Raw genomic sequence first — 25425 nt, 5'->3', positions numbered from 1 at the left:
GCGCGCCTATCGCATCGCGGCTTCAATGAAATGCGGTCCCGGCGTCGTCATGGCCCGCGCCATGGCCGCGTCAAAGGCCTCGGCCGTCTCGACGCGCTCGGCGGGCATGCCCATCCCTGTCGCCAGGGCGACCCAGTCGATCTGCGGGTCGCCGAGGTCCAGCAGCCGCGAGGCCTTGGGTCCGGGCTCTCCGCCACCGGTCCGGCCCATCTCGATCCCCAGGATGCGATAAGCCCCGTTGGCAAAGATCACCACAGTGACGTCCAGCTTCTCGCGGGCGATCGTCCACAGGCCCTGCACCGTGTACATCCCCGCCCCGTCGCCATTGAGGCTCAGGACCTTGCGCTCGGGACAGGCCACGGCCGCGCCGAGGGCGACCGGAATGCCCTGGCCGATGGCCCCACCGGTCAGACTCAGCCAGTCATGGGCTCGGGCATTGCGGGTCTGGGTGAAGATCGGCAGGCCGGCGGTCACCGCATCGTCAGAAATGATCCCACCCGTCGGCATGTGGCGGGCAATCGAGGCCCCCATGGCCCAGGCGTCGAACTTGGGACCCGGCGCGGCCGGTTCGACATAGGCCTCGACCGCCCCCCCGGCGGGCGCGCCCAGCGCGTCGGCCAGGGCGTTCAGGGCGGCCGGCGCGTCGACCTCGCGACCGCACAGGGTCTGAAGATCACAGCCCTCGGGGACCAGCACGCTGGGACGGTCCGGATAGGCGAAGAAGGCCACCGGCTGGCTGGTACCGGCCAGGACCATCAGGTCGGTTCCGGTCAGGTCCTTCAGGGCCTGCTCGCCGAAATACATCATCTTGTCGGGCCGAAAGCGCCCTTCGCCGCGTGACTGACGGGCGGTAAAGGTGTCGGTCAGCACCCGCACACCGACGGCCGCCAGGCGCCCGGCGGCGGCGATGCCGGCCTCACCGCAGGCGCTGGAACCGAGCAGGATCACGGGCTTTTCGGCAGCCTTGATCGCGGCAGCAACAGCGGCGACCGCCGAGGCGTCAGGCGCAGCGGGCTGCGGGATCTCGATCACCGGCCCGGCGGTATTGGTCTCGTTCCAAGCGCTGTCGGCCGGCAGGATCAGGCAGGCATTGCCGCCGGGCGCGCCAAAGCTGGCGGCAACAGCCTCGGCGGTCAGCGGGCCGACCGTGTCTGCACTGTCGGCAGACCTGACCCAGATCGAATTGGGAGCCGCCAGGGCGGCGATGTCGGAATTGAGCGGCGCATCGTACTGGCGGTGATCGGTGGCATGGTCGCCGATCACATTGACCACCGGCGTATAGGCTCTCCTGGCATTATGGAGATTGGCCGCGCCATTGGCATAGCCGGGACCCAGGTGCAGCAGGGTACAGGCGGGCTTGCCGGCCATCCGGCCATAGCCATCGGCCGCGCCGGTGGCGACGCCCTCGAACAGGCACAGGATCGAGCGCATGCGCGGCTCGCGATCCAGGGCCGCGACGAACTGCATCTCGCTGGTGCCGGGATTGGCGAAACAGGCCGTGACGCCGTTATCGGCCAGGGTGGTGATCAGGGCATCCGCGCCGTTCATGGTCTTCTCCGTACCAGTCTCGTCCCTCCATCCAACATTTCGGGCCTTGCGCCAACGGGAGTTGCACCGGTCCCCCCGACTGTCGCACTCTGGAACCGTTCGCGACGGCCACAGAGCGGTCCGACCACGGGGGATATCGCCTTGCCAAACACCAACATGCTGGCGCGCTGGGTGCTGATCGCCTCGCTGATCGCCGGGGTCAGCTATGTCGCCGCCTGGGACCTGGGCCTGCCCAAGGCCGCCGAACTGACCTGGAAGGGGCTCGGGGTCAGCTTGCTGGCGGTCTATGCGGCCCTGAAGGCACGCGAGCTCGACGGCTGGCTCCTGGTTGCCGTCATGGCCCTGGGGGCCCTGGGCGATGTTCTGCTGGGAGCGCTTGGTCTGACCGTCGGGGCCATAGCCTTTCTGGCCGGACATCTGGTCGCCATCGGCCTCTATCTGCGCAACCGCCGCCCGACCCTGTCGCGCAGCCAGCTGGCCCTGGCCGTCGTCCTGGTCCCGGCCACCGTCACTCTCGCCTGGCTGCTACCCGGCGACCGGGCCGGCGCACCGGGCGTCGCCTTCTACAGCCTGGGCCTGTCCCTGATGGCCGCCACGGCCTGGACCAGCCGGTTCCACCGCTTCCGGGTCGGGATCGGGGCCGTGATGTTCGTGGTCTCCGATCTGCTGATCTTCGCCCGCACCGGACCGCTGCCGGACAATTTCCTGACCGGGCTGGGCGTGTGGGGGCTGTACTATTTCGGGCAGTTGCTGATCTGCGTGGGGGTGACCGAATTTCTGTCATCCCGGACAAGCGCACAGCGCGCCGATCCGGGACCGCCCTGAAACGCGGCGCTCAGGCGTCGGTACCGGGCCTGCGCTTCGCTGCGCCCGGGATGACAGTTCAGAGGAACACCATCACCCCGTCGTCGGGGGCCTCGGCGAACAGGCGCTGCATCTCGACCGGACGGCGGTCCCGGGCCAGGGCCTGGTTGATATAGCCCTTGTCAGTCAACTCACCGGAGGCGGCGTCGGGCGCGCCGTCAAGGATCAGGGCGCGGGCCACCTTGCCGCCACCCTTGGCCGTGGCATTGAGCCGCTCGAGGCCCTCGATGATCGCCGCCCGCACAGCGGTGGCATCACCCAGGCGCGCGGCGGCCGTGGGATCGACAAACAGCATCAGTCCGACCCCGTCGTGCCCCTCGCCGCAGACCAGGGCATCAGACACAACCCCACCGATGGCCGACACCGCCGCGACCCTCAGGGCGCCGGCGGCGACGAAGGTGCCGCTGGCCAGTTTGAAGTTCTCGACCAGCCGGCCGTCGAACACCAGGCCCGCCGACGGATCCTCGGGATCTGCCAGGCGCGCCGCGTCGCCCAGCCGGTAGAAGCCGTCCTCGTCAAAGGCGTCGCGGGTGGCGTCGGGCTGGTCGAGATAGCCGGGCGAGACCTGGGGTCCCTTCACCCGGATCTCGAACTTGTCGCCGGTCGGCACCAGTTTTACCGCCGTGCCGGGGGTCGGCAGGCCGACCATGCCCGAGCGGGCGTTCAGCCAGTGGATGTTGCAGGCAGTCGGCCCCGTCTCGGTCGCGCCATAGCCGGCCGCGAAACTGACCCGCTCGCCGATGGTGCGCACCGCGACAGCCTGGATCCGGTCGAGGATCGACTGGGCCATGGACGCCCCGCCATATTGCAGGACCCGGACCTTCTCGAAAAACTGCGCCGCCAGGGCCGCGTCCCGTTCCAGCTCGCCGACCAGCAGGCCCCAGCCGGCCGGGACCATGTTGTGATAGGTGGTCGCCACCTCGCGCAGGTTGCGCAGGGTCTCGCCAAACCGGGTCGGCGTCGGCTGGCCGGCGTCGATATAGAGGGTTCCGCCCCGGTGCAGCACCATGTGCAGGATGGCGTTGGCCCCGAGGCTGTGGCTCCAGGGCGAGGAATTGACCAGCACCGGCGGCTCGGGATCGGCGTAGCAGGCCTCGATCTGGGCGGCGTTCAGCGCGATATTGGCGTGGGTGCAGACCACGGCCTTGGGCTTGCCGGTCGAGCCCGAGGTCAGCAGCAGCTTGGCCACGTCGGAGGGCCGGCAGAGCGGCGCAACCGGCGGGGCCTCGAGCAGATCCGTATACGGAATATCACTATCTCTGGCGTTCTGGCTGGCGATCACCGGCAGCCCGGCCAGGAAAGGCGCGGCAAGGGCCCCGCCGAAGGCCACGGCGTCATCGGCATAGACCGCTGCCGGCTTCAGACGCTGAACGGCGAAGTCCAGCCGCGACAGGTCGGCGCCGGCCAGGCCGTACTGCGGCGACACCGGCGCAATGGGCGCGCCCAGGCTCATGGCGGCGTAGCCGATCAGGGCATGGTCGATGCCGTTGCGGGCCAGGATCAGCAGGGGTTTGCCCGGTCCAAGACCCAGGGCCTTCAGCCCGCCGGCGAGGGCTTCGATCCGGGCTCGGGCCTCGGTATAGGTCACAGTCCGCCAGCCCTCGCCGTCGCGCTCGGCCAGCCAGACCCGGTCCGGGGCCTCGACCGACCAGCGCACCAGCGGCGCGGTGACGGTCTGCACCGCCTCGGAATAGGCCATGGGATTGCGCAGGATCAGCGCGTCGCCGCGCTGTTCGACCTCGAGGGCGCGGGGGGCATAGCGGGCGTCGCGGAAGGGCGCGGTAGCGGGGGATGATCCGTCCATGGGCGCTTTATCCCGCGCCTCAGGGGACTGTTCAATCCATCATCAGCGCGCCGCGACGACGCTGCAGCCACAGGCGCTCAGCGGGACCCGGATCGAGGGCCAGGGCCCGGTCATAGGACGCGCAGGCCTCGACGGTCCGGTCCAGCCGGGCCAGCAGGTCGGCGCGTAGCGCATGGTACGGGGCAAAGTCGTCCAGGCCGGCCGGGCTCAGTCCCTCGACCTGGGCCAGGGCAGCCGACGGTCCGGCCACCTCGGCCAGGGCCACCGCGCGGTTCAGGCGCACCACCGGATCATCCCGCCAGGCCAGCAAGGCGTCATAGAGGGCCAGGACCGTGCCCCAGCGCGGCGGCTCCTCCAGACTTCTGCGGCCGCACCAGACCGCATGGATGGCCGCCTGCAGTTGGCGCGGGCCCGGCCTGTCGAGATCAGCCGCGCGACGCAGCAGGGCCTCGGCCTCGACGATCAGGGACCGCCGCCAGAGGGCCGGATCCTGCTCGGACAGGGGCACCATGGCCCCGGTCTCATCCAGCCGGGCTGGCCGCCGCGCCTCGGCATAGCGGACCAGGGCCGCAAACCCCAGGCCTTCGGGCTCGTTCGGCAAAAGCCCGACCAGCACCCCGGTCAGGTCCAGCATCTCACGGGCAAAGCCGGCATGGGCTCCGGCCCCGGCCGCGTCGCCATGGGCACGGGCATAGGCCACCTCCAGGGTCGACAGAACCGCCGACAGACGTTCCGTCCAGGCCTCGGGACCGGGAATCTCGAACGGCTCGCCCGACTGGGCGATCCGGCGCTTGGCCCGCGTCAGACGCTGGAACATGGCCGGCTCGGCCACCAGAAAGGCGCGGGCGATCTCGCGCACACTGAGACCGCAGACCAGCCGGAGGGTCAGGGAGGCGCGCGCCTCGACCGGCACGACCGGATGGCAGCAGACGAAGATCAGCCGCAACCGCTCGTCAGGGATCAGGGCCTCGTCGGAGGTCATGGCCTCCTCCACGCTCGGCGTCGGTTCGGGCGGCTCAGGCGCAAGGCGCCGCCGTACGCCGCGCCGCCGCACGGCGTCGAGGGCCGCGCGGCGGGCCGTGGCGTAAAGCCAGGCGGCCGGATCTTGCGGCGGCCGCGATGGCCAGGCCGCCGCCGCGCGGGCGCAGGCCTCGGCAAAGGCCTCCTCGGCCAGGTCCAGATCGCGGAAGCCGGCGGCCAGGGCGGCAATGATCCGTCCGCCGTTTTCGCGGGCGACTCGGTCGAGACCCACCGCCCCGGACATCAGCGCCTAGCCGTGACCGCCGGTCGGCCGGACCTCGACCTTGCCGCCGGGCGACAGGGGGATCTTGCGCGCCCAGGCAATGGCTGCCTCGCGGTCGGGCACGTCGACCATGTAGTAGCCGCCCAGCTGTTCGTGGGTCTCGGCAAACGGGCCGTCATGGACGACGCCGTTCCCGCCCACCGTGGCTGCCGTAAAGGTCGGAGCCAGTTCCGAGCCGCTCCAGTCAATCCCTGAGGCAGCAAGCTCCGCCCCCAGTTTCATGTGCTGGGCGATGATGTCGGCCAGCAGCTTTTCGCCCGCTTCGCCGGCATAGTTGGCTTCGGTCTCATAGATCAGCAGCATGTATTTCACGGCAGGTCTCCCATCCGGCAGGCGCACGCCGCGCCGCCTTCGGAAGCAGAGACGTGCGAGGTCGAGCGGATTCGACAGGCGGCTGGAAGAAAAGTCGAGAGGCGCAGCGAAAAACGCTCGCCTCAGGGCACAGGCGTCGTCGCTACGGTGCCGGGGTCCCGGGCCTCAGCAGCGGAGGCGGCGGTGTCCTCAAGGACCGGCTCAAGGTCCGGCGCGGAGTTCTCGCCTTCAACCGTTTCGGCTGGAGGTGCGGCTGGCAGGATGATGTCCGGCTCGGCGGGTTCGACGACGGGCAAGGCTTCGGCCAGGCTTGCCGGTTCCAGCGCCGGCGTCACCTCGACCAGCAAGGCCTTGGCCGCCTTGACAACGGTGGCCACCGGCAGATCGCTCATGTGGCGGATGGCCTGGGAGAGGTCGGGATCGACCTCGAGAAACTGTTCGAAGGCGCGCGGACCCCGGACGGCGCGGGTCAGGGGGCCCCAGGGGGCGTAGCGGCGCTCGTCGGAGGGGCCAAACAGGCCGACGGTTGGGGTTCCCGCGGCGGCGGCGATGTGCATCAGGCCACTGTCATTGCCGATGAACAGGTCGGCACGCTTCAGGCAGGCATAGGCGGTCAACAGATCGACCTTGCCCGTCAGGTCCACGCATCGGCCACGCGCCGAGGCCATGCGCAGTTCCTCGACCATGCGGCCATCCTCGGGCCCGCCGAGGATCAGCAGGCGGCCGCCGGCCAGGGGACCGTCGGGACCCAGAAGCTGCCCGGCCGTCTGGGCAAAACGCTCGATCGGCCAGACCTTGCCGACCCAGTTGGCGGCGGGGCCCATGGCCAGCAGGGGCCCTGCGGTCTCGCCGGGCTTCACGGCCAGCATCTGGTCGGCCAGGGCCTGGACCTCGGGGGTGATGTAGAGGTGCGGGGCCGGCGGTGCGCCGTCCAGCTTCAGCACCCGGGCTGCATCGATCACCTTGTGAACGACCTCGCCAGGGACCTTCTTCCAGATCGCCCGCTTGTCGCGACGCAGGAACAGGGCCGTGGCTGAGCCGCGCAGGTCGACGATCAGGCTCCATTTCTTGTGACGAACCTGGTTCCACAACTTGAACCAGTGGCCCTTGCCCTTGCCCTTCTCCATGACGATGACCTGGTCGAGGCCGGGAACATGGGCAAACAGGGGAGCGGCGAGCGGGCCCGCGACAATGGTGAACCGGGCACCGGGGATCTCGTCGGCCAGCATGCGGATCAGGCCGGACGACAGCACGGCATCGCCAATCCGCGTGGCGGTGATGAAGAGAATCGGGAAGGCCCGCTGTGTCATCGGGGAAGGTATAGGCTCATCGGCGAGTCGGCGCATCCCACGATGACGGCTTGAGTTTCCGTAAACGCGCCCACTGGCGCGACACGCTGTCGCACGCCACATAGGACAGATGTCCACGACCGCCCTCGCCCCCCTGTCGTCCCGCGCCGTGATCGCCCTGTCCGGTCCCGATTGGCGGTCGTTCCTGCAGGGCCTGATCACCCAGGATGTCGAGACCCTGGCCGAGGGCGAACTGCGTCTGGGCGCGATTCTCACCCCCCAGGGCCGGTTGCTCTATGACCTCTTCGTGGCGGGGACACAGAGCGGTGCCCTGCTGGACGTGGCGGCCCAGCACCGAGAGGCCATCCTCCAGCGCCTGACCATGTATCGCCTGCGGGCCAAGGTCGAGATCGCGGCCAGCGACCTGACCGTTATCGCCGCCTTCCCGACCGACGGGACCGTGGAAAACCGCCCCGGCCTTTATCGCGACCCGCGCCTGCCTGGGCTCGGAGCCCGCGCCTATGGCCTCGACATTGCTCCGACCACGGATGAAGGCGCCTATGATGCCCATTGTCTCGCCCTCGGTGTCCCCGGGCCGGCTGACTGGCTCAGTGACAAGACCTATCCGATCGAGGCCAATTTCGACCTGCTGAACGGCATCGACTTCAAGAAGGGCTGTTTCGTCGGCCAGGAGACCACCAGCCGCATGAAGCGGCGAGGCCTGATCAAGACCCGGATGGGGCCCATCAGCTTCGACGGTCCGCCCCCCGCCTTCGGCACCGAGATCCTGGCCGGCGAGCGTCGGGCCGGCGAAGTGCTGTCCGGCCGCGAGGGCCGCGCCATGGCCGCCCTTCGCCTTGACCGCATCGAGGCAGAAGACCTCACCGTGGACGGGCGCCCCGTCAGGCTTGACCTGCCGGACTGGCTGGCCGTCTCTTAGGGCTTGCCAGAACTTCCAACTTCAATGTACTTTGATAATCAAAGTCGATGAACGGATCGACGGGATTTGGGGGAGACTTTTGGGCATGAATCGACGTCAGATTCTGGGTTGCGGGGCCGGCATGGCCGCCCTGATCATCGCCGGACCCGTCCTGGCAGCCACCGCGCCGGACGCGGGACGCTTCACGGTCGAGACGCGCGGTCAGGGACCGGATGTCATCCTCATTCCAGGCCTGTCGTCCTCGCGCGCCATCTGGGAGCCGACGGCCAAGGCTCTGGCGGGGCGCTATCGCGTTCACCTTGTGCAGGTGGCGGGCTTTGCCGGCGCGCCCGTGGCGGGCAATGCCTCGGGACCCGTGGTCGCCGGCGTCGCCGAGGGCCTGGCCAGCTACATCCAGGCCAAGGGGCTGAAGGCCCCGGCCGTGATCGGTCACTCGATGGGCGGCTCGATCGGCATGGAACTGGCCGCGCGCCATCCAGAGCGGGTCGGTCGGCTGATGGTGGTCGACATGTTCCCCAAGCTGGCCGTGGCCTTCTTCGGCCCGACCGTGACCCCGGAGCAGATCGTCAAGAACGCTGCCATGATCCGCGACGGCATGGTCAACACCCCCGCCGACCAGGCCGCCGTCCAGCAGCGCCAGACCATTGCTGGCATGGTCAAGACCGAGAGCGCCCGAGAGGCCATCACCCAGCACGCCCTGGCCAGCGATCGCGACGTCTCGGCCCGGGCCATGGAAGAGCTGCTGCTGACCGACCTGACGCCGGAGCTGGGCAAGATCACTGCCCCGACCACAGTGCTGCACGCCTTCGACAAGGCCGGCCCCTTCCCGGCCGCGACGGTGGATGGCTGGTACGCCGGTGCCTATGCCCCGCTGAAGGGGGCCAGGCTGGTCCGCATCGACGACACGGCCCACTTCATCATGGTCGACCAGCCCGACAGGTTCCAGGCCGAGGTCGAGGCATTTTTGAAAGGGTAAACCGGCACCCGGCGACGGCTTGACTCTGATGTCACCTTAAGGTTACTAGTAACCCACAGGTTACACGAACCGAGAGAAAAGCCATGCCCGTCGCCTCCCCCGGCGAAATCGCCGAACGCGCCCAGCGCCGTCGCAACCGCATGCTGTGGCTCGCCCCCATGCTGTTCTTCATCTGGCAGGGCGCATTCTTCAGCAGCTATGCCAAGCCCGATGGGCCGCTGCGCACGGTCGAGATCGTCTCCCTGGGCTCGCACCTGTTCCTGGCCCTGGTTCTGCTGTTCCTGCTGGCCACCGGCGGGGGTTGGCGACACGGCAAGGTCGTCCGGGCCCTGCTCGACGACGAGGCCACCCGCGCCCACCGCGCCCGGGCCTATGCCGCCGGCTTCTGGGCCCTGGCCGCCTGCGCCCTCGGGCTCTATGCGGCCGCGCCGTTCGTTCCGCTGGAGGCCGGAGAGATCGCCCACATCCTGCTGTCGGTCGCCGTGGTGGTTCCAGCCCTGCGCTTCGTGATGCTGGAGCGGCGCGCCGACCGTGACTGACGCCCCATTGCTGAGCCAGCTAAAGGCCGTTCGCACCGAGGCCGGCCTGACCCAGGCCGATCTGGCCGAACGGGTGGGCGTCACCCGCAAGACCATCAATACCGTGGAGAACGGGGTCTTCATCCCCTCCACGGTGCTGGCCCTGAAACTGGCCCGGGCCCTTTCGACCACCGTCGAGGGGCTTTTCCAGTTACCGGACTGAGCCGCGATCCGTTCACGAAAAGTTCTGGAAATCGCACACGAGATCAGCCAAGCTTGGCCGCATGACCGAGCTCATACGCTGCAACACCTGGAAGGGCATGGCGGGCGATCCCGTCTATGAGGCCTATCACGACACCGAATGGGGCGTGCCGGAGTACGACTCCCGCGCCCTGTGGGAAAAGCTGGTGCTGGACGGTTTCCAGGCCGGACTGTCGTGGATCACCATCCTGCGCAAGCGCGACGCCTTCCGGGCCGCCTTCGCCGATTTCGATCCCGAGATCGTGGCGCGGTTTGGTGAGGCCGACCGGGCGCGCCTGATGGCCGATGCCGGAATCATCCGCTCCAACGCCAAGATCGACGCCGCCATCGCCGGGGCGCGGATCTATCTGGACATGCGCGAGCGCGGCGAGGATCTCAGCGACATGCTCTGGGGCATGGTCGGCGGCACACCGGTCCAGAGCACCTGGACCCCCGAGACCGGCACTCCCGCCCGCACACCCCTGGGCGACGAGATGGCCAAGGCCCTGAAGGCAAAGGGCTTCAAGTTCTGCGGCCCAGTGATCGTCTATGCCTTCATGCAGGCGACCGGGCTGGTCAATGACCACCTGACGACGTGTTTCCGGCATGAGGAATGTCGAGCGATGGGGCGGTAAGGGGGCGAGCGCCTTGCCGTGAGACTTAAGGTTAGCTTCCGCTGGGGCGCAGAGGGGAGCGGCGGCGTTTCTTGCCACCGACGTCGCGGGGCCCCTAGCGCTGACTGACCCGCACCCAGTCGACCTCCATCGTTGCCGGCAGGGCCGCCTCGTCCACGCCCTTTGCATTCGCGCCCTCGGGCCAGGCACCGCCGAAGGCAAGGTTGAGGATCAGGTGGAAGGGTTGGTCGAAGGGGGCGGAGCCGGCCACGCCGTCCACGGGCTTCCAGTCCTCCGCCGTGGCGGTGAAATAGCCGACACCGTCCACGAACCAGTCGATCCGCCCCGGAGACCATTCCACCGCATAGACATGGAAGCCGTCGGACGTTGGGGCCGGTGCCGTCTGGCCGCCCCACTGGCGGTGCTCGGGACCCGCGCCCTTGCCGAAATGGATTGTACCGAAGATCCGGTTTTCGCGACCGGCCTCGCAGTTCGCGCACGGCGCGCCCAGATTGATGGTTTCGAGGATGTCGATTTCGCCGGACCGTGGCCAGCCGCCGTAGGCGCTGGTCTCCGGCATCATCCAGATGGCCGGCCACACGCCCTGACCGCCGGGAACCCGGGCCCGGACCTCGATCCGGCCATAACGCCATGCGGCCTTGCCCTTGGTCAGGATCTTGCCCGAGGCAAAGTCGCCGGTCTTCACCGGACCATCGGGCGGACCCCAAGGATTGGCGAGGGCGGTCGTCGGGCGCTTGACGGTGGACAGGCGCAGGGTGCCATCCCTGACAGTCACGATATCGGGCGCATCTGTGTAACACTGGCGCTCATTGTTGCCGCCGCCACCGCAGTCAACGGCGTAGGACCATTTGGAGAGATCGAGGCGGTCACCGTCGAAGCCGTCGAACCAGACCAGTCGCCAGGGCTTTTCCGTCGCCGCGCCCGGCGAGGCGGCCAGCAAGGTCGCCGCCAGGGCCGTCAGGGCGAGACGTTTGCGGGCAACCATGAAAGACCTCATGAAACCAGATCCGGCAACCTGCCCCAAACCATGCCGTGCCGGAAGCTTCGGATCGGTGGGCCAGGGCGTCCTGCGATCGGCCGGGATGACGGTTTGATGGCCCCGGCAAATCCCCCTATGCACCGCCCCATGGCATCCGGTCCCGACATGTCCCTTGAACGCGCCTGCGGCCACAGCCCGGTCTGCGGGGTGGACGAGGCTGGGCGGGGTCCCTGGGCCGGGCCGGTCAGTGCCGGGGCGGTGATCCTCGATCCAGACCGCATCCCCAAGGGGCTCAACGACTCCAAGAAACTGTCGGCGAAAGCCCGCGCGGCCCTGGAGATCGAGATCAAGGAAACCGCCATCGCCTGGGGCGTGGGCCTGGCCAGCATCGAGGAAATCGACGAACTCAACATCCTGCACGCGGCGGGGCTGGCCATGCGGCGGGCCATCGAGGCCCTGGCCGTGACCCCGGCCTTCGCCCTGGTCGACGGCAATTATCGCTTCGACCTGCCCTGCCCGATCCAGACCGTGATCAAGGGCGACAGCCTGTCCTGCTCGATCGCCGCAGCCTCGATCCTGGCCAAGGAAGCCCGCGACCGGATCATGGTCGAGATGGACAGCCTCTATCCCGGCTACGGCTTCGCCGGCCACAAGGGCTATCACGCCAAGAGCCATGTCGAGGGCCTTCGCCGACTGGGCCCTTCGCCCATTCACCGGATGAGCTGGGCCCCCGTAAAGCTGGCCGCCCAGGGCCTCGACCCCATGGGCGCGAAAGACATGGGCCGCGGCGACTAGATCCCCATCTGCCGCGCGGCCAGGTCGCGCATGATCTCCTCCGAGCCGCCGCCGATGGCGTTGACCCGCACCTCGCGATAGATGCGCTCGATGCGGCTGCCGCGCATATAGCCGGCCCCGCCCATCACCTGCATGGCCTCGCGGGCGCAGTATTCCAGCGTCTCGGTGGCCTGGACCTTGAGCAGGGCGATCTCGGCAATCGGTTGCTCGCCCTGCTGGATCCGCCAGGCCAGTGTCTCCAGCCACGCCTGGGTGACGCTGATGCGCTTGTACATGTCGGCCAGCTTGTGACGGATCACCTGATGGTCGGCCAGGCGCTTGCCGAAGGTCCTGCGCTCGCGGGCCCAGACAATGGCATCCTCCAGGCAGACGCGGGAGAAGCCCAGGGCCCCGGCGGTCATGCCGATCCGCTCGCCATTGAAGTTGCGCATGATCCCGGAAAAGCCCTGGTTCTCGGCTCCGATCAGGTTCTCGACCGGCACCCGCACGTCGTCGAAATAGAGGCTGGCCGTGTCGGACGCCCACCAGCCCTGTTTCTTCAGCGGCGTGCGGGAAAAGCCCTCGCGGTCGCGCTCGATCAGCAGCAACGAGATGCCGCCCGCCCCCTCGCCACCGGTCCGCACCGCCACCGTGTAGAAGTCGGCCCTCATGCCGCTGGTGATATAGGTCTTGCCGCCATTGACGACATAGACGTCGCCCTCGCGCCGGGCCGAAGTGGTCAGGGCGGCCACGTCTGATCCGCCCGACGGCTCGGTAATGGCCAGGGCCGAGATCTTGTCACCGGCCAGCACGGGCGGAATGACCCGCGCCTGCATCGCCTCGGATCCCAGGGCGCGGATCGGCGGCAGGCCGATGCCGTGGCTCATCAGGCCGGCATTGATTCCGCCGGCTCCATGGCGGGCCAGTTCCTGGCTGGTGATGATCGACATGAACGGATCGGACGGCGAGCCACCAAACGCCTCGGGCCAGCCCAGACCCAGCAGGCCGATTTCCGATGCCTTGCGATAAAGCTCACGGGGGAATTCACCAGCCTCGTCCCAGTCGTCGACGAAGGGCATGATCTCCTTGGTGACCCAGCGGCGCAGGGTGTCGCGCCAGGCGGCATGGTGGTCCTGGTAGAAGGGGCTCTTGCGGCTGAGGTCCAGCGCTTCGAGGGGATTTTGCATGGCGTTCTCCCGGCTCACGCCGTCCGTCTGGCGCGGATCTGGCGTGTGAGGGCGCACGATCGGCGAGGCGCCGCTAGGGAAGTAAACCGCCCGCAAAGAGCCGTTCACCTTTCGCTAACCATGCTTCTCAACACAGCCTTCACCAACAAGACTCATGATTCCGTTTGCTGTTTTACAGGACGCGGACATGACCTTCGGGCCGGAAACCATCATTCAGGGCGACTGCATCGAGGCGATGAACGCCCTGCCCGAGAAGTCGGTCGACCTGATCTTCGCCGATCCGCCCTACAATCTGCAGCTGGGCGGCGACCTGCTGCGGCCGGACAATTCCAAAGTCGACGCGGTCGATGACCACTGGGACCAGTTCGAGAGCTTCGCCGCCTATGACAAGTTCACCCGCGAATGGCTGAAGGCCGCCCGCCGGGTGCTGAAGGACGACGGCGCGATCTGGGTGATCGGCAGCTATCACAACATCTTCCGCGTCGGCGTGGCGATCCAGGACCTCGGCTTCTGGATCCTCAATGACGTCATCTGGCGCAAGTCCAACCCGATGCCCAACTTCAAGGGCACCCGCTTCGCCAATGCCCACGAGACCCTGATCTGGGCCTCCAAGAGCCAGGCGGCCAAGCGCTACACCTTCAACTATGACGCCTTGAAGATGGCCAATGACGAAGTGCAGATGCGCTCGGACTGGACCATCCCGCTGTGCACCGGCGAGGAGCGCATCAAGGGTTCGGACGGCAACAAGGCCCACCCGACCCAGAAGCCGGAAGCCCTGCTCTATCGGGTGATCATGTCGACCACCAAGCCCGGCGACGTGATCCTGGATCCGTTCTTCGGCGTCGGCACCACCGGCGCGGCCGCCAAGCGCCTGGGTCGCCGCTTCGTCGGCATCGAACGCGAAACCGAATATGTCGAGCACGCCAGGGCCCGCATCGCCAAGGTCGTTCCGATCGCCCCGGAAGACCTGGACGTCATGGGCTCCAAGCGCTCGGAGCCCCGCGTGCCGTTCGGCACCATCGTCGAGAGCGGCCTGCTCAGCCCCGGCGACACCCTGTTCTGCTCCAAGGGTGCTCATGCGGCCAAGGTGAGGGCCGACGGCTCGATCACGGTCGGCGACCTGTCGGGCTCGATCCACAAGATCGGTGCCCTGGTGCAATCGGCCCCGGCCTGCAACGGTTGGACCTACTGGCACTTCAAGACCGACGCGGGCCTCGCGCCCATCGACGTGCTGCGGGCCCAGGTTCGGGCGGGGATGAACTAGAGCAGCCGCTCTGCCGCCAAAGCCGCCTTCAGGAAGACGCTGGGCAGCGCGCCCAGCCGTTCGCGGGCAGTCCAGACGAAGTCGCCTTCGCCCTCGGCGCGGAAGACCTGCAGCGTGAGCGAAAAGTGCGTGAACACGTGCTCGATTGTGCCGACCTCGCCCCAATTGGCGAGAACGGGAGCTGCAGCGACCGCTTCGATGTCCGTGAAGGGAGAGCTGCGCCAGTCGCTGGTCGGCAGACCCAGCATACCGCCCAGCAGACCCTTGGGCGGCCGGCGGACCAGCGCAACGTCGTTGCCCCGCGTCAGGACATAGGCCACGCCATGCCGACGCGGCCGATCGGCCTTCTTCGTCTTGCGCGGATAGGTCTCCGGCGCTCCGGTCTTGCGGCCTTCACACCACGCCGAGATCGGGCACACGTCGCAGAGAGGGCTCTTGGGCCGACAGACCGTGGCGCCCAGATCCATCAGCGCCTGGGCCCAATCGCCGGGTCGGTCGGCCGTGACCAGCGACCCGGCCAGGGCCTTCAGCTCCGGTTTGGCCTCGGGCACAGGCGTCTCGACCGCGAACAGGCGGGCCATCACCCGCTCGACATTGCCGTCAACGACATTGGCCTCGCGGTCAAAGGCAATGGCCGCCACGGCGGCGGCGGTATAGGCGCCCACGCCCGGCAGGGCCCGCAGGCCTTCTTCCGTATCAGGAAAGACGCCGCCATGGTCAGCCGCCACAGCCCGGGCGCAGGCCAGCAGATTGCGGGCCCGGGCATAGTAGCCGAGCCCGGCCCAGGCTCCCATCAGGTCGCCGTCATCCACGGCGGCCAGATCCAGCACCGTCGGCCAGCGCTCGGTGAAACTGAGAAAATAGGGCGTGGCATGCGGCACCGTGGTCTGCTGCAGCATCACTTCGGACAGCCACACCCGGTAGGGATCGCTGCGGACGCCACTGCGCCGGTCGGCCGGGCCGACCCGCCAGGCCAGGTCGCGGGCCTGGGCATCGTACCAGGCCAGCAGGCTTGAACGGAGGGCGTTCCGAAAAGGGCTGGGGCGATCTTTCATGCCGCTGGCCTACCGCAAACCTCGCGGGGGGCGAAGACCTCGTGCTAACCTGCCGCCATGGCCCGCCGCCCCCTGCCCACTGCCGAAGAGGCCCTTGCGATCCTGCGCCAGCGCCGCACCCGGCCGCCGGTGCGCCCGCCGCCGCCGGCCGGCAAGAACCTCGCGCCGCTGCTGAAGGCGCTGGAGGAAAAATACGGTCAGGGCCCGGCGGCCCTGAAGACCCGCTGGAAGGAAATCGTCGGCGAGACCCTGGCCCGCCGTACGGAACCCGTCAGGATCATCAAGGGCCGCAACGGAGCCGGCGGTGCCCTGGAGTTGCGGGTCGATGGTCCTGTGGCGTCGCTGATCCAGCACCAGGCTCCGCAGATCACCGCCCGTCTCGACATGCTGCTGGGCAAGGGAACCGTCACCCGCCTGCGCATCGTCCAGGGCCCGCTGAGCGTGCCGCCCGCGCCGGTCGTCACCCGGCCGCGCCGCAAGCCGCCCCTGGACGCAGCCCTGGAACGTCAATTGACCGAGGGTCTGGCCGACCAGCCGGACGGCGGCCTGAAGGATGCCCTGATGAAACTGGGGCGTGGCGTGCTGAGAAGCGAGCAAGGCTGACGTCGAAACATTGACAAGCCGGCTGCGATTGCGCTCATGCGAAGGCCTTATCAGCGCCGTTTTCGCACCCCTAAAGAATCGCGCTTAACTCCACTGTTCTCGCCTCAAGGAAGATCGATCATGCGTCCGATGACCCGCCGGCTCCTGACCGCCGTCGCACTCACCGCCTCGCTGGGCCTTGGCCTCTCGGCCTGCTCTAAGAAGGACGCCGTCTCGGCCGACGACATGAGCCGGGGCAATCCCGACTCCAAGATCACCGTGATCGAATACGCCTCGGCCTCGTGCAGCCACTGCGCCCGCTGGAACGAGGAAGTGTTCCCGGCCTTCAAGGCCAAGTACATCGACACCGGCAAGGTCAATTTCGTCTATCGCGAGATGCTGACCCCGCCCGCCCAGGTGGCCGCCGCCTCGTTCCTGATGGCTCGCTGCGCCGGCAAGGACAAGTATTTCGAGGTCGTTGACTCGGTCTATCGCGCCCAGGAAGAGATGTTCACCACCGGCCAGTTCCGCGAAGTGCTGCTGCGCATCGGCCAGTCCGCAGGCCTGGACGAAGCCAAGTTCAATGCCTGCGTCACCGACGAGAAGGCCCTGAAGGCCCTCAATGATCGCGTCGAGAAGAACGCCAAGCTGTTCAACGTTCAGGGCACGCCGACCTTCATCGTCAATGGCAAGGTCGTCGGCGACGCGGCCGGCGGCGAGCGCAGCCTGGCTGAACTGGACGCCGCCATCGCCGCCGCGTCCAAATAGGACCGGCCGCTTGCCCGTCGACCGTCGCACCCTGATCGCCTCTGGCCTGGCCCTTGCGGCCGGTCCGGGGGCGGCTCAAGCCGCAGCCATGCCCGCCGCGCCCGGCGACATGGTTCTGGGTCTTCCGAATGCCCCAGCCCAACTGGTCGTCTTTGCGTCCCCCAGCTGTTCGCATTGCGCCCACTGGTGGACCGGCGACCTGCCGGCGATCCGCAAGGCCTATATCGACAATGGCAAGGTCCGACTGGTGCTCCGGGAGTTCCTGACCGAGCCGGTCGAGTTTGCGGCCGCTGCCTTCCTGCTGGCTCGCCGCGTCGGGGCCCAGCGGTACTTTGAGGTCCTCGACGCGGTCTTCGCCCGCCAGACCGCCATCTTCGAAAGTGGCGAACTGTTTGAGGGCCTGCAGGCTATCGGCAAGGCTTTCGGCCTGAGCGAGGCCCAGTTCGCCGCGGCCCTCGGCGACCAGAAGGCGCTGGACGCCCTCAATGAGCGGGTCGAGATCGCCGGCGTGCGCGACAAGGTCAACCAAACCCCGACCTTCTTCCTCAACGGCCGCAGGCTGCCCGGTGAACTGACAGTCGAGGGCCTCAAGACCGCCCTGGCCAAGGGCTGAGGACAGGGGAGCGCCGGCGTGCAGTTCCAGCGGCTGCGCCTTTCGGGCTTCAAGTCCTTCGTCGAGCCGACCGAGTTTCGGATCGAGCCCGGCCTGACCGGCATTGTCGGCCCCAATGGCTGCGGCAAGTCCAACCTGCTGGAAGCCCTGCGCTGGGTGATGGGGGCCAATTCCGCCAAGGCCATGCGGGCCGGCGGCATGGACGAGGTGATCTTCGCCGGCAGTGGCGCGCGGCCGGCCCGCAACCATGCCGACGTCACCCTGACCATCGACAATGCCGACCGCACGGCACCGGCCCAGTTCAATGACGATCCGGTCCTGGAGGTCGTCCGTCGCATCGATCGGGGTGAGGGATCGACCTATCGCATTAACGGCCGCGAGGTGCGGGCCCGCGACGTCCAGCTGCTGTTTGCCGACGCCTCGACCGGGGCCAATTCGCCGGCCCTGGTGCGTCAGGGCCAGATCAGCGAGTTGATCGGGGCCAAGCCGCAGAACCGCCGGCGCATCTTGGAAGAGGCGGCCGGTGTCTCGGGTCTGCACACCCGCCGCCACGAGGCCGAGCTGAGACTGCGGGCCGCCGAAACCAATCTCTCACGCCTTGAGGATGTGGCGCGCGAGCTCGAATCCGCGCTGAACCGGCTTCGCCGTGAGGCTCGGCAGGCCGAAAAGTACAAGCGTCTGTCCTCCGAGATCCGGGCCGTGCAGGGCGCCGTGCTGTTCGCGCGCTGGACCGAGGCCCGCGACACCCTGAACCGGACCCAGTCCGAAGCGACCCAGGCGGCGCGCAATGTGGAAGACACCGCCCGCGCCGCGTCATCCGCCCAGGTCGAGATCACCCGCGCCGAGGCGGCCATGCCGCCCCTGCGCGAAGAGGCCACGATCGCCCAGGCGGTGCTCGGCCAGTTGGCGATCCAGAAGGACCGCGCCGAGCGTGAGGCCGAGGCCGCCGCGGCCGAGTTCCAGCGCCTTTCGGCCGATCTGGCCCGCATCGATGATGACCGGGCCCGCGAGGTCCAGACCCAACAGGACGCCGCCGCAGCCCTGGCCCGGCTGGATGGCGAACTGGCCGAGATCCGCGCGCTCGTCGCCGCCGCGCCCGAACGGGGCCCCGAGCTGGCCGCCGCCGCCAAGGCCGCTGAGGAGGCTCGGGCCGACGCCGAAGCCGTGGTCGAGCAATTGGCCGCACGGGCTGCTGCTGAGGATGCGCGGGCCCGGGCCGCGACCGCGCGCCTGGCGGATGCGGAGGGCCGACTGGCCCGGACACGACGCGCCCTCGACCAGGCCAGGTCGGAGCGCGCCGCCGTTGGGCCCGAAACGGATCCGGCTGCCGCCGACGCCCGCCAGCGTTTTGACAACGCCCAGACGGGCCTAAATGCCGCTCGGGCCGCTCTGGAAACGGCAGAGGCCGAGCGCGCCAAGGCCGCCGAGCAGGAAGCCATGGCCCGGCAGCTGGCGCGCAGTGTCGAGGACCAGCTGGGTCGCCTGAGGACCGAGGCCCGGGGCCTGGCCAACCTGACCGCGCCGCGCAGCCGCAGCGGTCACGCCCCCGCCCTGGATTCGGTCTCCCCCGACAAGGGCTACGGGGCCGCCCTCGCCGCCGCGCTTGGCGATGACCTGGACGCCGCTCTTGACCCGCGTGCAGCCTCCTACTGGGGTGGGGCCGGAACCCCTTCCCCGGTCTGGCCCGAAGGGGCGCAGCCCCTGGCCCCTCTGGTGAAGGCCCCGCCCGAACTGGCCGCCCGCCTCGCCTTCACGGCGGTTGTTCAGCGCGGCGAGGGCGATCGCCTGCAAAAGGGCCTGTCTCCCGGCATGCGCCTCGTATCCGCCGAGGGCGACCTGTGGCGGTGGGACGGCTTCGTCGCCCGCGCCGACGCACCGCGTCCGGCGGCCGTGAGGCTGGAACAGCGCACCCGTCTGGCCGAGGTCGAGGCCGAGATCGACCTGACCGCGCCGCGGGCCGAGGCGACGACCGGTGCCCTGAAAATCGCCACGGACCGCCTGCGCACCGCCGAAGACAACCTGCGTGAACGCCGCCGGGCCCCACCCGAGGCTGAACGCCTGCTGGCCGGAGCCCGCGACGCCGTGGCCCAGTTCGAGCGTACCGCAGCCCTGCGGGCCGCCCGGGCCCAGTCACTGGACGAGACCATTGACCGCTTCGAGTCTGAACAGGCCGAGGCCGAGGCTGCCCTGGCCGCCGTTCGCGCCGAACATGCCGGTGCAACGGCGGTAGCCGACCTGGCCCCGCAACTGGCGGAAGCCCGCCAGGCCGCAGCCACTGCCCGCGAGGCCGCTTCAGCGGCCCGCACCGCCCTTGATGTCGAAACCCGCGAACGGGCCGGTCGCCAGCGCCGGCTTGAGGCTCTGGAGCGCGACCATGGCGACTGGACCCGCCGGGCGGAGACCGCCGGCAAGCGGATCGCGGCGCTCGACGCGGACCGGGTGAAGGCGGCGTCCGCGCTCGAGGCAGCACGCGAGGCACCGACCGTGCTGAAAGACCGTCTGCTGGTTCTGCTTGAGGAGTTCGGCGCGGCCGAAGCCCGGCGCATCCGGGCCAGCGATGCCCTGGAAACGGCCGAGACCGCCCGTCTGACCGCCGACCGCGCGGCCCGGGCCGCCGGCCAGGCCGCCAGCGAGGCCCGCGAAGCCCGCGCCGCCCTGGTGGCGCATCTCGACGGTGCCCGGGCGCGGTTCGCCGAGATCGCCGGCAGTATTCGCGAATCGGTCCGGATGGAGCCCGAGGAACTCGGCCGCCATGTCGCCGGCGAGGCTGTGGCCGTGCCCAAGGACGCCGCGGGGGTGGAGGCCCACCTCTTTGCGCTCGAGCGGGAGCGCGATGCCATTGGGCCGGTCAATCTGCGGGCCGAGGAAGAGGCCCAGGAATATGCCGCGCGCCTGGAGATCATGCGCAGCGAGCGGGCTGACCTGTCCGGCGCCGTCGGCAAGCTGCGGGCCGGTATCGAAGAGCTGAACGCCGAGGGCCGCGAACGCCTGCTGGCCGCCTTCGAGGTGATCAACGGCCATTTCCAGACCCTGTTCCAGGCCCTGTTCGGCGGCGGCCAGGCCGAACTTCGTCTGATCGAAAGCGACGATCCCCTGGAAGCAGGCCTGGAGATCTATGCCTGCCCGCCCGGCAAACGGATGGCCTCGATGAGTCTGATGAGCGGCGGCGAACAGGCCCTGACAGCCAGCGCCCTGATCTTCGGCGTCTTCCTGGCCAATCCGGCCCCGATCTGCGTGCTGGACGAGGTTGATGCGCCGCTGGATGACGCCAATGTCGACCGCTATTGCAACATGCTCGACGAAATGCGCCGCCGCACCCAGACCCGCTTCATCGCCATCACCCACAATCCGGTGACCATGAGCCGGATGGACCGCCTGTTCGGGGTGACCATGGGCGAGCGGGGCGTCAGCCAACTGGTCAGCGTCGACCTCAATACCGCCGAACAGATGGTGGCGGCGCAGTAGCGACCAGCCCCTCTAGCCTCCGAACAGGCCCAGCACGGCCTGGCGCAGCGGATTGGCGGGATCTGCCAGCAGCTTGATCGCCATGGCACAGGACATCATCACCAGCAGCGGGCGGATCAGGCCGGCCCCGAATCGCATGGCCAGACGCGATCCGATCTGGGCCCCGAGGAAGGCGCCGGCCGCCATGGCCAGACCGATCGGCCAGATCACAGCCCCCTTGACGATGAACAGGGTCAGGCTGCCCAGATTGCTGGCGGCATTGGCCAGCTTGGTATGGGCCGTGGCCTTCAGTGCGCCGTAGCCGAGCAGGGTCACGATCGCGACCATGTAGAAGGCCCCGGCCCCGGGACCGAAAATGCCGTCATAGAAGCCGATCAGTGGCGCGATCAGGCCCGCAAACACCGGCAGGGCAAGACGCGCCGGGGCGTCTTCGGCCTTCAGGGCCTTCGACAGGCCGAAATAGACGGCTATGACAATCAGCAGCACCGGCACCAGGGCCGCCAGGACGCGTGGAGACAGCAGGCTGGCGCACAGGGCCCCGGCAAGTCCGGCAAGGGCCGCAGCAGCCGCGACCGGAAGGGAGGTCCGCCAGTCGATCAGGCCGCGACGCGCAAAGGCCAGGGTGGAGGAGACCGACCCGAAGGCGCCTTGCAACTTGTTGGTGGCGAGCGCCCCGACAGGATCCAGTCCCGCCAGCAGCAGGGCCGGCACGGTGAGCAATCCGCCACCGCCGGCGATGGCGTCGAAGGCCCCGGCCAGGGCAGCCACAGCGAACATCGTCGCCAGGAGTTCAGGTTGGACGAGATCCATGGGCAGGCCCTCCCGCAGGGTTGGCAAGGAGCCAGGACCATGCGGTCGAGTCGCGGCCCGGGAGACGCGGGAACCGGGCGCGGAGCCCGTTCCCGTCCGATCAACCGATCAGATTGCCCCATTCATGAGCGCGAGCGCTCTTGCTGGTGCGGCCCAGGGAACGAAGTTGCTCGCGCTGGGCGGCCTTCTCTTCCTTGCGCATGCGCTGCTCGGCGGCGGCATCAGCCTTGCGTTCCTTCCGCTCGGCGCGCTTGGCGGCGAGGATCAGTTCCTGCTTGGCAGCCTGCTCGAGGCGGGCCGCTTCGCGGGCCGCAGCCCGAGCGGCGCGCACGGCTTCCAGTTCGGCGGCGCGAAGCTCTTCGCGCTTGTCGAAATCGGGGTCCGTAACGGTGGGCTTGGGCTTCATTTTCGCCAGCATGGCCTTCTTGGCCTCGGCGGCGGCGGAGATACGATCGGAGAAACCGGTGTTCTTCAGATGCGACATGAATCTTCTGGCTAAGGGAAAGACGCGGCTCTCAAACCTCAAAATGTCGAAAAAAGCAATGCGTCATCCGGCCGGCACGCCGCGCCAGTCTCGGTCTGCGGCCTATATGTCGCGGATTGGCACGCCCTGACGCCAAGCACGGGCCTTAATATGTCGAGACCCGTTCCAGGCTCGCCTTTGCAGCCATGCGCCGCAGAAGGGCTGAACCACCGCAAGGTTTTCTCCACGGAAGCCCCCTGTGCACAAAATGCCATATTATTCATATGCTTGCGGCACTCCGAGCCGACCTTGACGCACCGCAGCGAGGTCTATAGGTTCCGCCGCGATCAAGCCGGCCGGAAATGCGCCTGTTTTAGGCGCATCCGCAGGCGTTTTCGGACCTGACCGCTCCCATGCCCAAGGCCGACGAACCGAACGACAAGGCCCTGCAAAGCCTCGACGCTCGGCTCGACGCCTTTGAGGCCAAGAAGGCGGCAGAAAAGCCGGTGCGCGCGGAGCACGAGAAATCGTCCCAGGACGGCTATCGTCTTCTGGCGGATCTGATCGGCGGCGTGTTGGTGGGGCTCGGCTTTGGCTGGCTGCTCGACCAGCTCGCCCACACGGCGCCCTGGGGCATGGTCGGCGGTTTGCTGATCGGCATGGGGGCGTCGATCTTCGGCGTCGTCCGCAAGGCGATGCAACTGAGCGCGCAGGCGTCGGCAGAAGCTCCAGAGGGGCAGGCCGGCGAAGACACGGGAGGCGGGTCTACCGCCCCCAAGCAGAAGAGAGACTAGGGCCAATGGCCGATCCGATGCACCAGTTCCAGGTCAGCAAGATCGTGGAACTGCCGACCGTGACCGTGTTGGGCCTGCCGATCGATTTGTCGATCACCAATTCCGTGGCCGCCATGCTGCTGGCCGCGACGCTCGTCATCGTGTTCTACGCCCTGGCCTCGGCCAAGCAGGCGGTGATCCCCGGCCGCCTCCAGACGGTGGGCGAGTTGCTCTACGGCCTGGTCGATGGCCTGGCGGAGTCGATCATCGGTCACGAAGGCAAGAAGTTCCTGCCCTTCGTCTTCACCCTGTTCGCCTTCGTGCTGTTCATGAACCTGCAGGGCATGTTCCTGGTGTTCACGGCCACCTCGCAGCTGGCCGTGACCCTCACCCTGGGCATGCTGGTCATCCTGACCGTGGTCGCCGTGGGCTTTGCCAAGAACGGCATCAAGTTCTTCAAGCTGTTCGCCCCGTCGGGTGTGCCCGGCTGGATCCTGCCGCTGGTGGTGCTGATCGAGATCGTTTCGTTCCTGGTGCGCCCCCTGACCCTGGCCCTGCGACTGTTCGGCAACATGGTCGGCGGTCACGTGGTTCTGAAGATCTTCGCCGGCTTTGTCGTCGCCCTGGGCGGGCTTGGCGTGCTCGGCTGGGCCGGCGCGGCGCTGGCCCTGACCTCCGTCGTCGCCCTGACGGCTCTAGAGTTCATGGTGGCCTTCCTTCAGGCCTTCGTGTTTGCGGTGCTCGCCTGCGTCTATCTGAACGACGTCGTGCACCTCGACAGCCACTGATCACCCTTTTTTCTTTCCAACCTTTCGATCTTTAGGAGTCTCACAATGGAAGCTGAAGCCGCGAAGTACATCGGCGCTGGTCTGGCGATGCTGGGCATGATCGGCGCAGGCATCGGCCTGGGCGTGATGTTCGGTAACTATTTCCAGGGCGCCCTGCGCAACCCGACCGCCGCCGCTCAAGAGCGTCCGATGCTGTTCCTCGGCATGGCGCTGACCGAAGCCCTGGGCATCTTCGCCCTGGTCGTCGCCTTCCTGATCCTCTTCTCCTAATCCTCGGCGCGAGCCGTCTCGTTTCGAGGCGCTCGCACCGAATCCCTTGTTTTCCTGCATTTTCTCGACGCCTCTCGGCGTCAAATCCGTTTGAAAATGCTTAGCTAAAGAGGCGACTTCGCCCATGGCGACGGAACCCCACAGCACGGTCGAAACGACTGGTGCGCCCGAGGCTCACGGTGGCGGCGGACTCCCGCAGCTGCAGTTCGAGCACTGGGGCGGCCAGATCGTCTGGCTGCTGCTCATCTTCGCCGTTCTCTATGCGGTGCTGTCCAAGGGCCTCCTGCCCCGGGTCAGCGGCGCGATCGAGACTCGCGGTGCCAAGATTGCCGGCGACATCGCCGACGCCCGCCGTCTGAAGGACGAAGCCGAGGTCCAGGCCCGTGCGGCTGCGGCCGAGGTCGCCGAGGCTCGCGCTTCGGCCCAGAAGACCGCGGCGGACGCCAAGGCCAAGGCTTCGGCCGCGGCTGCCGAACGTCAGGCCAAGGAAGAAGCGGTTCTGGCTGAAAAGCTGGTCGCCGCCGAGGCCAGCATCCAGGCTGCACGCGACCAGGCCATGAGCCACGTCGCCGCCGTGGCCTCGGATACGGCCAGCGCCATCGTCGAGAAGCTGACGGGCAAGGCGGCCTCGGCCGCTGAGCTCAAGGCCGCCACGGCGTAAGGAGAGACAGACTATGGAACACGAGTCCCTGTTCAGCCTCTCCAACCCCGAGTTCTGGGTTCTGGTCGCGCTGGTCCTGTTCTTCGGCCTTCTGGTCGTGCTCAAGGTCCTGCCCGGTGCCCTGTTCGGTGCGCTCGACGCCCATGCCGGCAAGATCAAGGCCGAGCTCGATGAGGCCCAGCAACTGCGGGAAGAGGCTCAGGCCCTGCTCGCAGACGTGAAGGCCCAGCGCGAGGACGCCGAACGTCAGGCGGCCGGCATGCTTGAAGCCGCCAAGGCCGACGCCAAGCGTCTGGCCGAGGAAGCCAAGGAAAAGCTGGAAGAGCAGATCAAGCGCCGCGCCGAAATGGCCGAACGCAAGATCGCCCAGGCCGAGGCCCAGGCCACGGCGGACGTCAAGGCTGCCGCCGTTGACCTCGCCGCCCAGGCTGCTGAAGCCGTGCTGACGGCGCGTCTGTCGGGTCTGAAGAGCGATCCGCTGGTCGATACGGCCATCGGCCAGATGGGTGCCAAACTGCAATAGCAGCGGCCATCCGGTGAAAAG

Annotated in this window: 27 protein-coding genes; 17 read left to right on the top strand and 10 right to left on the bottom strand. The window is 68.2% G+C overall.

The genetic code is table 11. The features are described 5' to 3' along the window. Nucleotides 1–6: 6 nt before the first annotated feature. Nucleotides 7–1548 carry an acetolactate synthase large subunit gene (locus tag AQ619_RS01645; RefSeq protein ID WP_062143351.1) on the bottom strand — a complete coding sequence of 514 codons (1542 nt, stop codon included), beginning with the start codon at nt 1546–1548 and terminating at the stop codon, nt 7–9. Nucleotides 1549–1689: 141 nt separating this feature from the next. On the opposite strand from AQ619_RS01645, the gene AQ619_RS01640 reads away from it, so the two are divergent. Further along, entirely contained in the window at nt 1690–2373 is a 684-nt protein-coding gene (locus tag AQ619_RS01640) for a lysoplasmalogenase (RefSeq protein ID WP_236849514.1), read from the top strand. Between the two features lie 58 nt (nt 2374–2431). On the opposite strand, the gene AQ619_RS01635 is transcribed toward AQ619_RS01640, so the two are convergent. The 4 genes from AQ619_RS01635 to AQ619_RS01620 form a co-directional block, all read right to left on the bottom strand. Then, nucleotides 2432–4216 (bottom strand): feruloyl-CoA synthase, encoded by a 1785-nt coding sequence (locus tag AQ619_RS01635; RefSeq protein ID WP_062143345.1) that lies wholly within the window; start codon nt 4214–4216, stop codon nt 2432–2434. A 31-nt stretch (nt 4217–4247) separates the two neighbouring features. Further along, entirely contained in the window at nt 4248–5480 is a 1233-nt protein-coding gene (locus AQ619_RS01630; protein ID WP_062143342.1) for an RNA polymerase sigma factor, read from the bottom strand. Between the two features lie 6 nt (nt 5481–5486). Continuing rightward, complete coding sequence (locus AQ619_RS01625) at nt 5487–5822, bottom strand: YciI family protein (RefSeq protein WP_236849558.1); 336 nt, start codon at nt 5820–5822, stop codon at nt 5487–5489. 131 nt (nt 5823–5953) lie between these two features. After that, nucleotides 5954–7141, bottom strand: a complete 1188-nt coding sequence (locus tag AQ619_RS01620) for a glycosyltransferase family 9 protein (protein WP_062143336.1) — start codon at nt 7139–7141, stop codon at nt 5954–5956. A gap of 109 nt (nt 7142–7250) precedes the next feature. Here AQ619_RS01620 and ygfZ point away from each other — a divergent pair, with 109 nt between their 5' ends. The 5 genes from ygfZ (at nt 7251) to AQ619_RS01595 (ending at nt 10429) form a co-directional block, all read left to right on the top strand. Next, nucleotides 7251–8060, top strand: coding sequence for a CAF17-like 4Fe-4S cluster assembly/insertion protein YgfZ (gene ygfZ / locus AQ619_RS01615; RefSeq protein WP_062143333.1), 810 nt, complete (start codon nt 7251–7253; stop codon nt 8058–8060). Between the two features lie 85 nt (nt 8061–8145). Beyond that, a complete protein-coding gene (locus AQ619_RS01610) occupies nt 8146–9036 on the top strand; it encodes an alpha/beta fold hydrolase (RefSeq protein ID WP_062143331.1) in 891 nt (296 codons plus the stop codon). An 83-nt stretch (nt 9037–9119) separates the two neighbouring features. Further along, nucleotides 9120–9575: a hypothetical protein gene (locus AQ619_RS01605; protein WP_062143328.1), complete on the top strand. Its 456-nt coding sequence runs from the start codon at nt 9120–9122 to the stop codon at nt 9573–9575. After that, the gene (locus tag AQ619_RS01600; protein WP_062143325.1) at nt 9568–9777 is read left to right on the top strand and encodes a helix-turn-helix transcriptional regulator; all 210 of its coding nucleotides are present in this window, start codon (nt 9568–9570) and stop codon (nt 9775–9777) included. The genes AQ619_RS01605 and AQ619_RS01600 overlap by 8 nt, the downstream gene beginning before the upstream one ends. 61 nt (nt 9778–9838) lie before the next feature. Further along, entirely contained in the window at nt 9839–10429 is a 591-nt protein-coding gene (locus AQ619_RS01595; RefSeq protein WP_062143322.1) for a DNA-3-methyladenine glycosylase I, read from the top strand. Nucleotides 10430–10523: 94 nt separating this feature from the next. Here AQ619_RS01595 and AQ619_RS01590 read toward each other — a convergent pair whose 3' ends face one another. Then, nucleotides 10524–11414 carry a glycoside hydrolase family 16 protein gene (locus tag AQ619_RS01590; RefSeq protein WP_062143318.1) on the bottom strand — a complete coding sequence of 297 codons (891 nt, stop codon included), beginning with the start codon at nt 11412–11414 and terminating at the stop codon, nt 10524–10526. Between the two features lie 141 nt (nt 11415–11555). On the opposite strand from AQ619_RS01590, the gene AQ619_RS01585 reads away from it, so the two are divergent. Further along, on the top strand, nt 11556–12203 hold the full coding sequence (locus AQ619_RS01585) for a ribonuclease HII (protein WP_062151150.1): 648 nt from the start codon (nt 11556–11558) through the stop codon (nt 12201–12203). Here the strand turns inward: AQ619_RS01585 and AQ619_RS01580 are convergent. Next, nucleotides 12200–13369, bottom strand: a complete 1170-nt coding sequence (locus AQ619_RS01580; protein WP_062143315.1) for an acyl-CoA dehydrogenase family protein — start codon at nt 13367–13369, stop codon at nt 12200–12202. The two genes, AQ619_RS01585 and AQ619_RS01580, sit on opposite strands and share 4 nt — an antisense overlap. Before the next feature lie 187 nt (nt 13370–13556). Between AQ619_RS01580 and AQ619_RS01575 the strand changes: the two genes are divergently transcribed. Further along, the gene (locus AQ619_RS01575; RefSeq protein ID WP_062143312.1) at nt 13557–14633 is read left to right on the top strand and encodes a site-specific DNA-methyltransferase; all 1077 of its coding nucleotides are present in this window, start codon (nt 13557–13559) and stop codon (nt 14631–14633) included. On the opposite strand, the gene mutY is transcribed toward AQ619_RS01575, so the two are convergent. Continuing rightward, complete coding sequence (gene mutY / locus AQ619_RS01570) at nt 14630–15688, bottom strand: A/G-specific adenine glycosylase (RefSeq protein ID WP_062143308.1); 1059 nt, start codon at nt 15686–15688, stop codon at nt 14630–14632. The two genes, AQ619_RS01575 and mutY, sit on opposite strands and share 4 nt — an antisense overlap. A 57-nt stretch (nt 15689–15745) precedes the next feature. Here mutY and AQ619_RS01565 point away from each other — a divergent pair, with 57 nt between their 5' ends. From AQ619_RS01565 to AQ619_RS01550, 4 genes are all read left to right on the top strand, one after another. Beyond that, nucleotides 15746–16291 carry a DUF721 domain-containing protein gene (locus AQ619_RS01565; RefSeq protein ID WP_062143303.1) on the top strand — a complete coding sequence of 182 codons (546 nt, stop codon included), beginning with the start codon at nt 15746–15748 and terminating at the stop codon, nt 16289–16291. A gap of 120 nt (nt 16292–16411) precedes the next feature. Further along, complete coding sequence (locus tag AQ619_RS01560; RefSeq protein ID WP_062143300.1) at nt 16412–17038, top strand: DsbA family protein; 627 nt, start codon at nt 16412–16414, stop codon at nt 17036–17038. A 10-nt stretch (nt 17039–17048) separates the two neighbouring features. Next, nucleotides 17049–17651, top strand: coding sequence for a thioredoxin domain-containing protein (locus AQ619_RS01555; protein WP_062143296.1), 603 nt, complete (start codon nt 17049–17051; stop codon nt 17649–17651). An 18-nt stretch (nt 17652–17669) separates the two neighbouring features. Further along, complete coding sequence (locus AQ619_RS01550) at nt 17670–21116, top strand: AAA family ATPase (protein WP_062143292.1); 3447 nt, start codon at nt 17670–17672, stop codon at nt 21114–21116. A gap of 12 nt (nt 21117–21128) precedes the next feature. On the opposite strand, the gene AQ619_RS01545 is transcribed toward AQ619_RS01550, so the two are convergent. Together AQ619_RS01545 and AQ619_RS01540 are read right to left on the bottom strand one after the other, a co-directional pair. Then, nucleotides 21129–21926: a TSUP family transporter gene (locus AQ619_RS01545; RefSeq protein ID WP_062143288.1), complete on the bottom strand. Its 798-nt coding sequence runs from the start codon at nt 21924–21926 to the stop codon at nt 21129–21131. A 100-nt stretch (nt 21927–22026) separates the two neighbouring features. Further along, nucleotides 22027–22410 (bottom strand): DUF6481 family protein, encoded by a 384-nt coding sequence (locus AQ619_RS01540; protein ID WP_062143285.1) that lies wholly within the window; start codon nt 22408–22410, stop codon nt 22027–22029. A 392-nt stretch (nt 22411–22802) separates the two neighbouring features. Between AQ619_RS01540 and AQ619_RS01535 the strand changes: the two genes are divergently transcribed. The 5 genes from AQ619_RS01535 to AQ619_RS01515 all read left to right on the top strand — a co-directional run bounded on the left by AQ619_RS01535 (nt 22803) and on the right by AQ619_RS01515 (nt 25404). Further along, on the top strand, nt 22803–23183 hold the full coding sequence (locus tag AQ619_RS01535; RefSeq protein WP_062143282.1) for an AtpZ/AtpI family protein: 381 nt from the start codon (nt 22803–22805) through the stop codon (nt 23181–23183). Nucleotides 23184–23188: 5 nt separating this feature from the next. After that, nucleotides 23189–23950 carry a F0F1 ATP synthase subunit A gene (locus AQ619_RS01530; RefSeq protein WP_062143278.1) on the top strand — a complete coding sequence of 254 codons (762 nt, stop codon included), beginning with the start codon at nt 23189–23191 and terminating at the stop codon, nt 23948–23950. Between the two features lie 45 nt (nt 23951–23995). Next, on the top strand, nt 23996–24220 hold the full coding sequence (locus tag AQ619_RS01525) for a F0F1 ATP synthase subunit C (RefSeq protein ID WP_058348596.1): 225 nt from the start codon (nt 23996–23998) through the stop codon (nt 24218–24220). Nucleotides 24221–24344: 124 nt separating this feature from the next. Then, a complete protein-coding gene (locus tag AQ619_RS01520) occupies nt 24345–24881 on the top strand; it encodes a F0F1 ATP synthase subunit B family protein (protein WP_062143275.1) in 537 nt (178 codons plus the stop codon). Between the two features lie 13 nt (nt 24882–24894). Continuing rightward, the gene (locus AQ619_RS01515) at nt 24895–25404 is read left to right on the top strand and encodes a F0F1 ATP synthase subunit B (protein WP_062143272.1); all 510 of its coding nucleotides are present in this window, start codon (nt 24895–24897) and stop codon (nt 25402–25404) included. Nucleotides 25405–25425 lie beyond the last annotated feature (21 nt).

It is taken from the genome of Caulobacter henricii (assembly GCF_001414055.1).
GTDB classification, from domain to species: domain Bacteria; phylum Pseudomonadota; class Alphaproteobacteria; order Caulobacterales; family Caulobacteraceae; genus Caulobacter; species Caulobacter henricii.
This window is presented reverse-complemented; position numbering and strand designations above follow the sequence as displayed.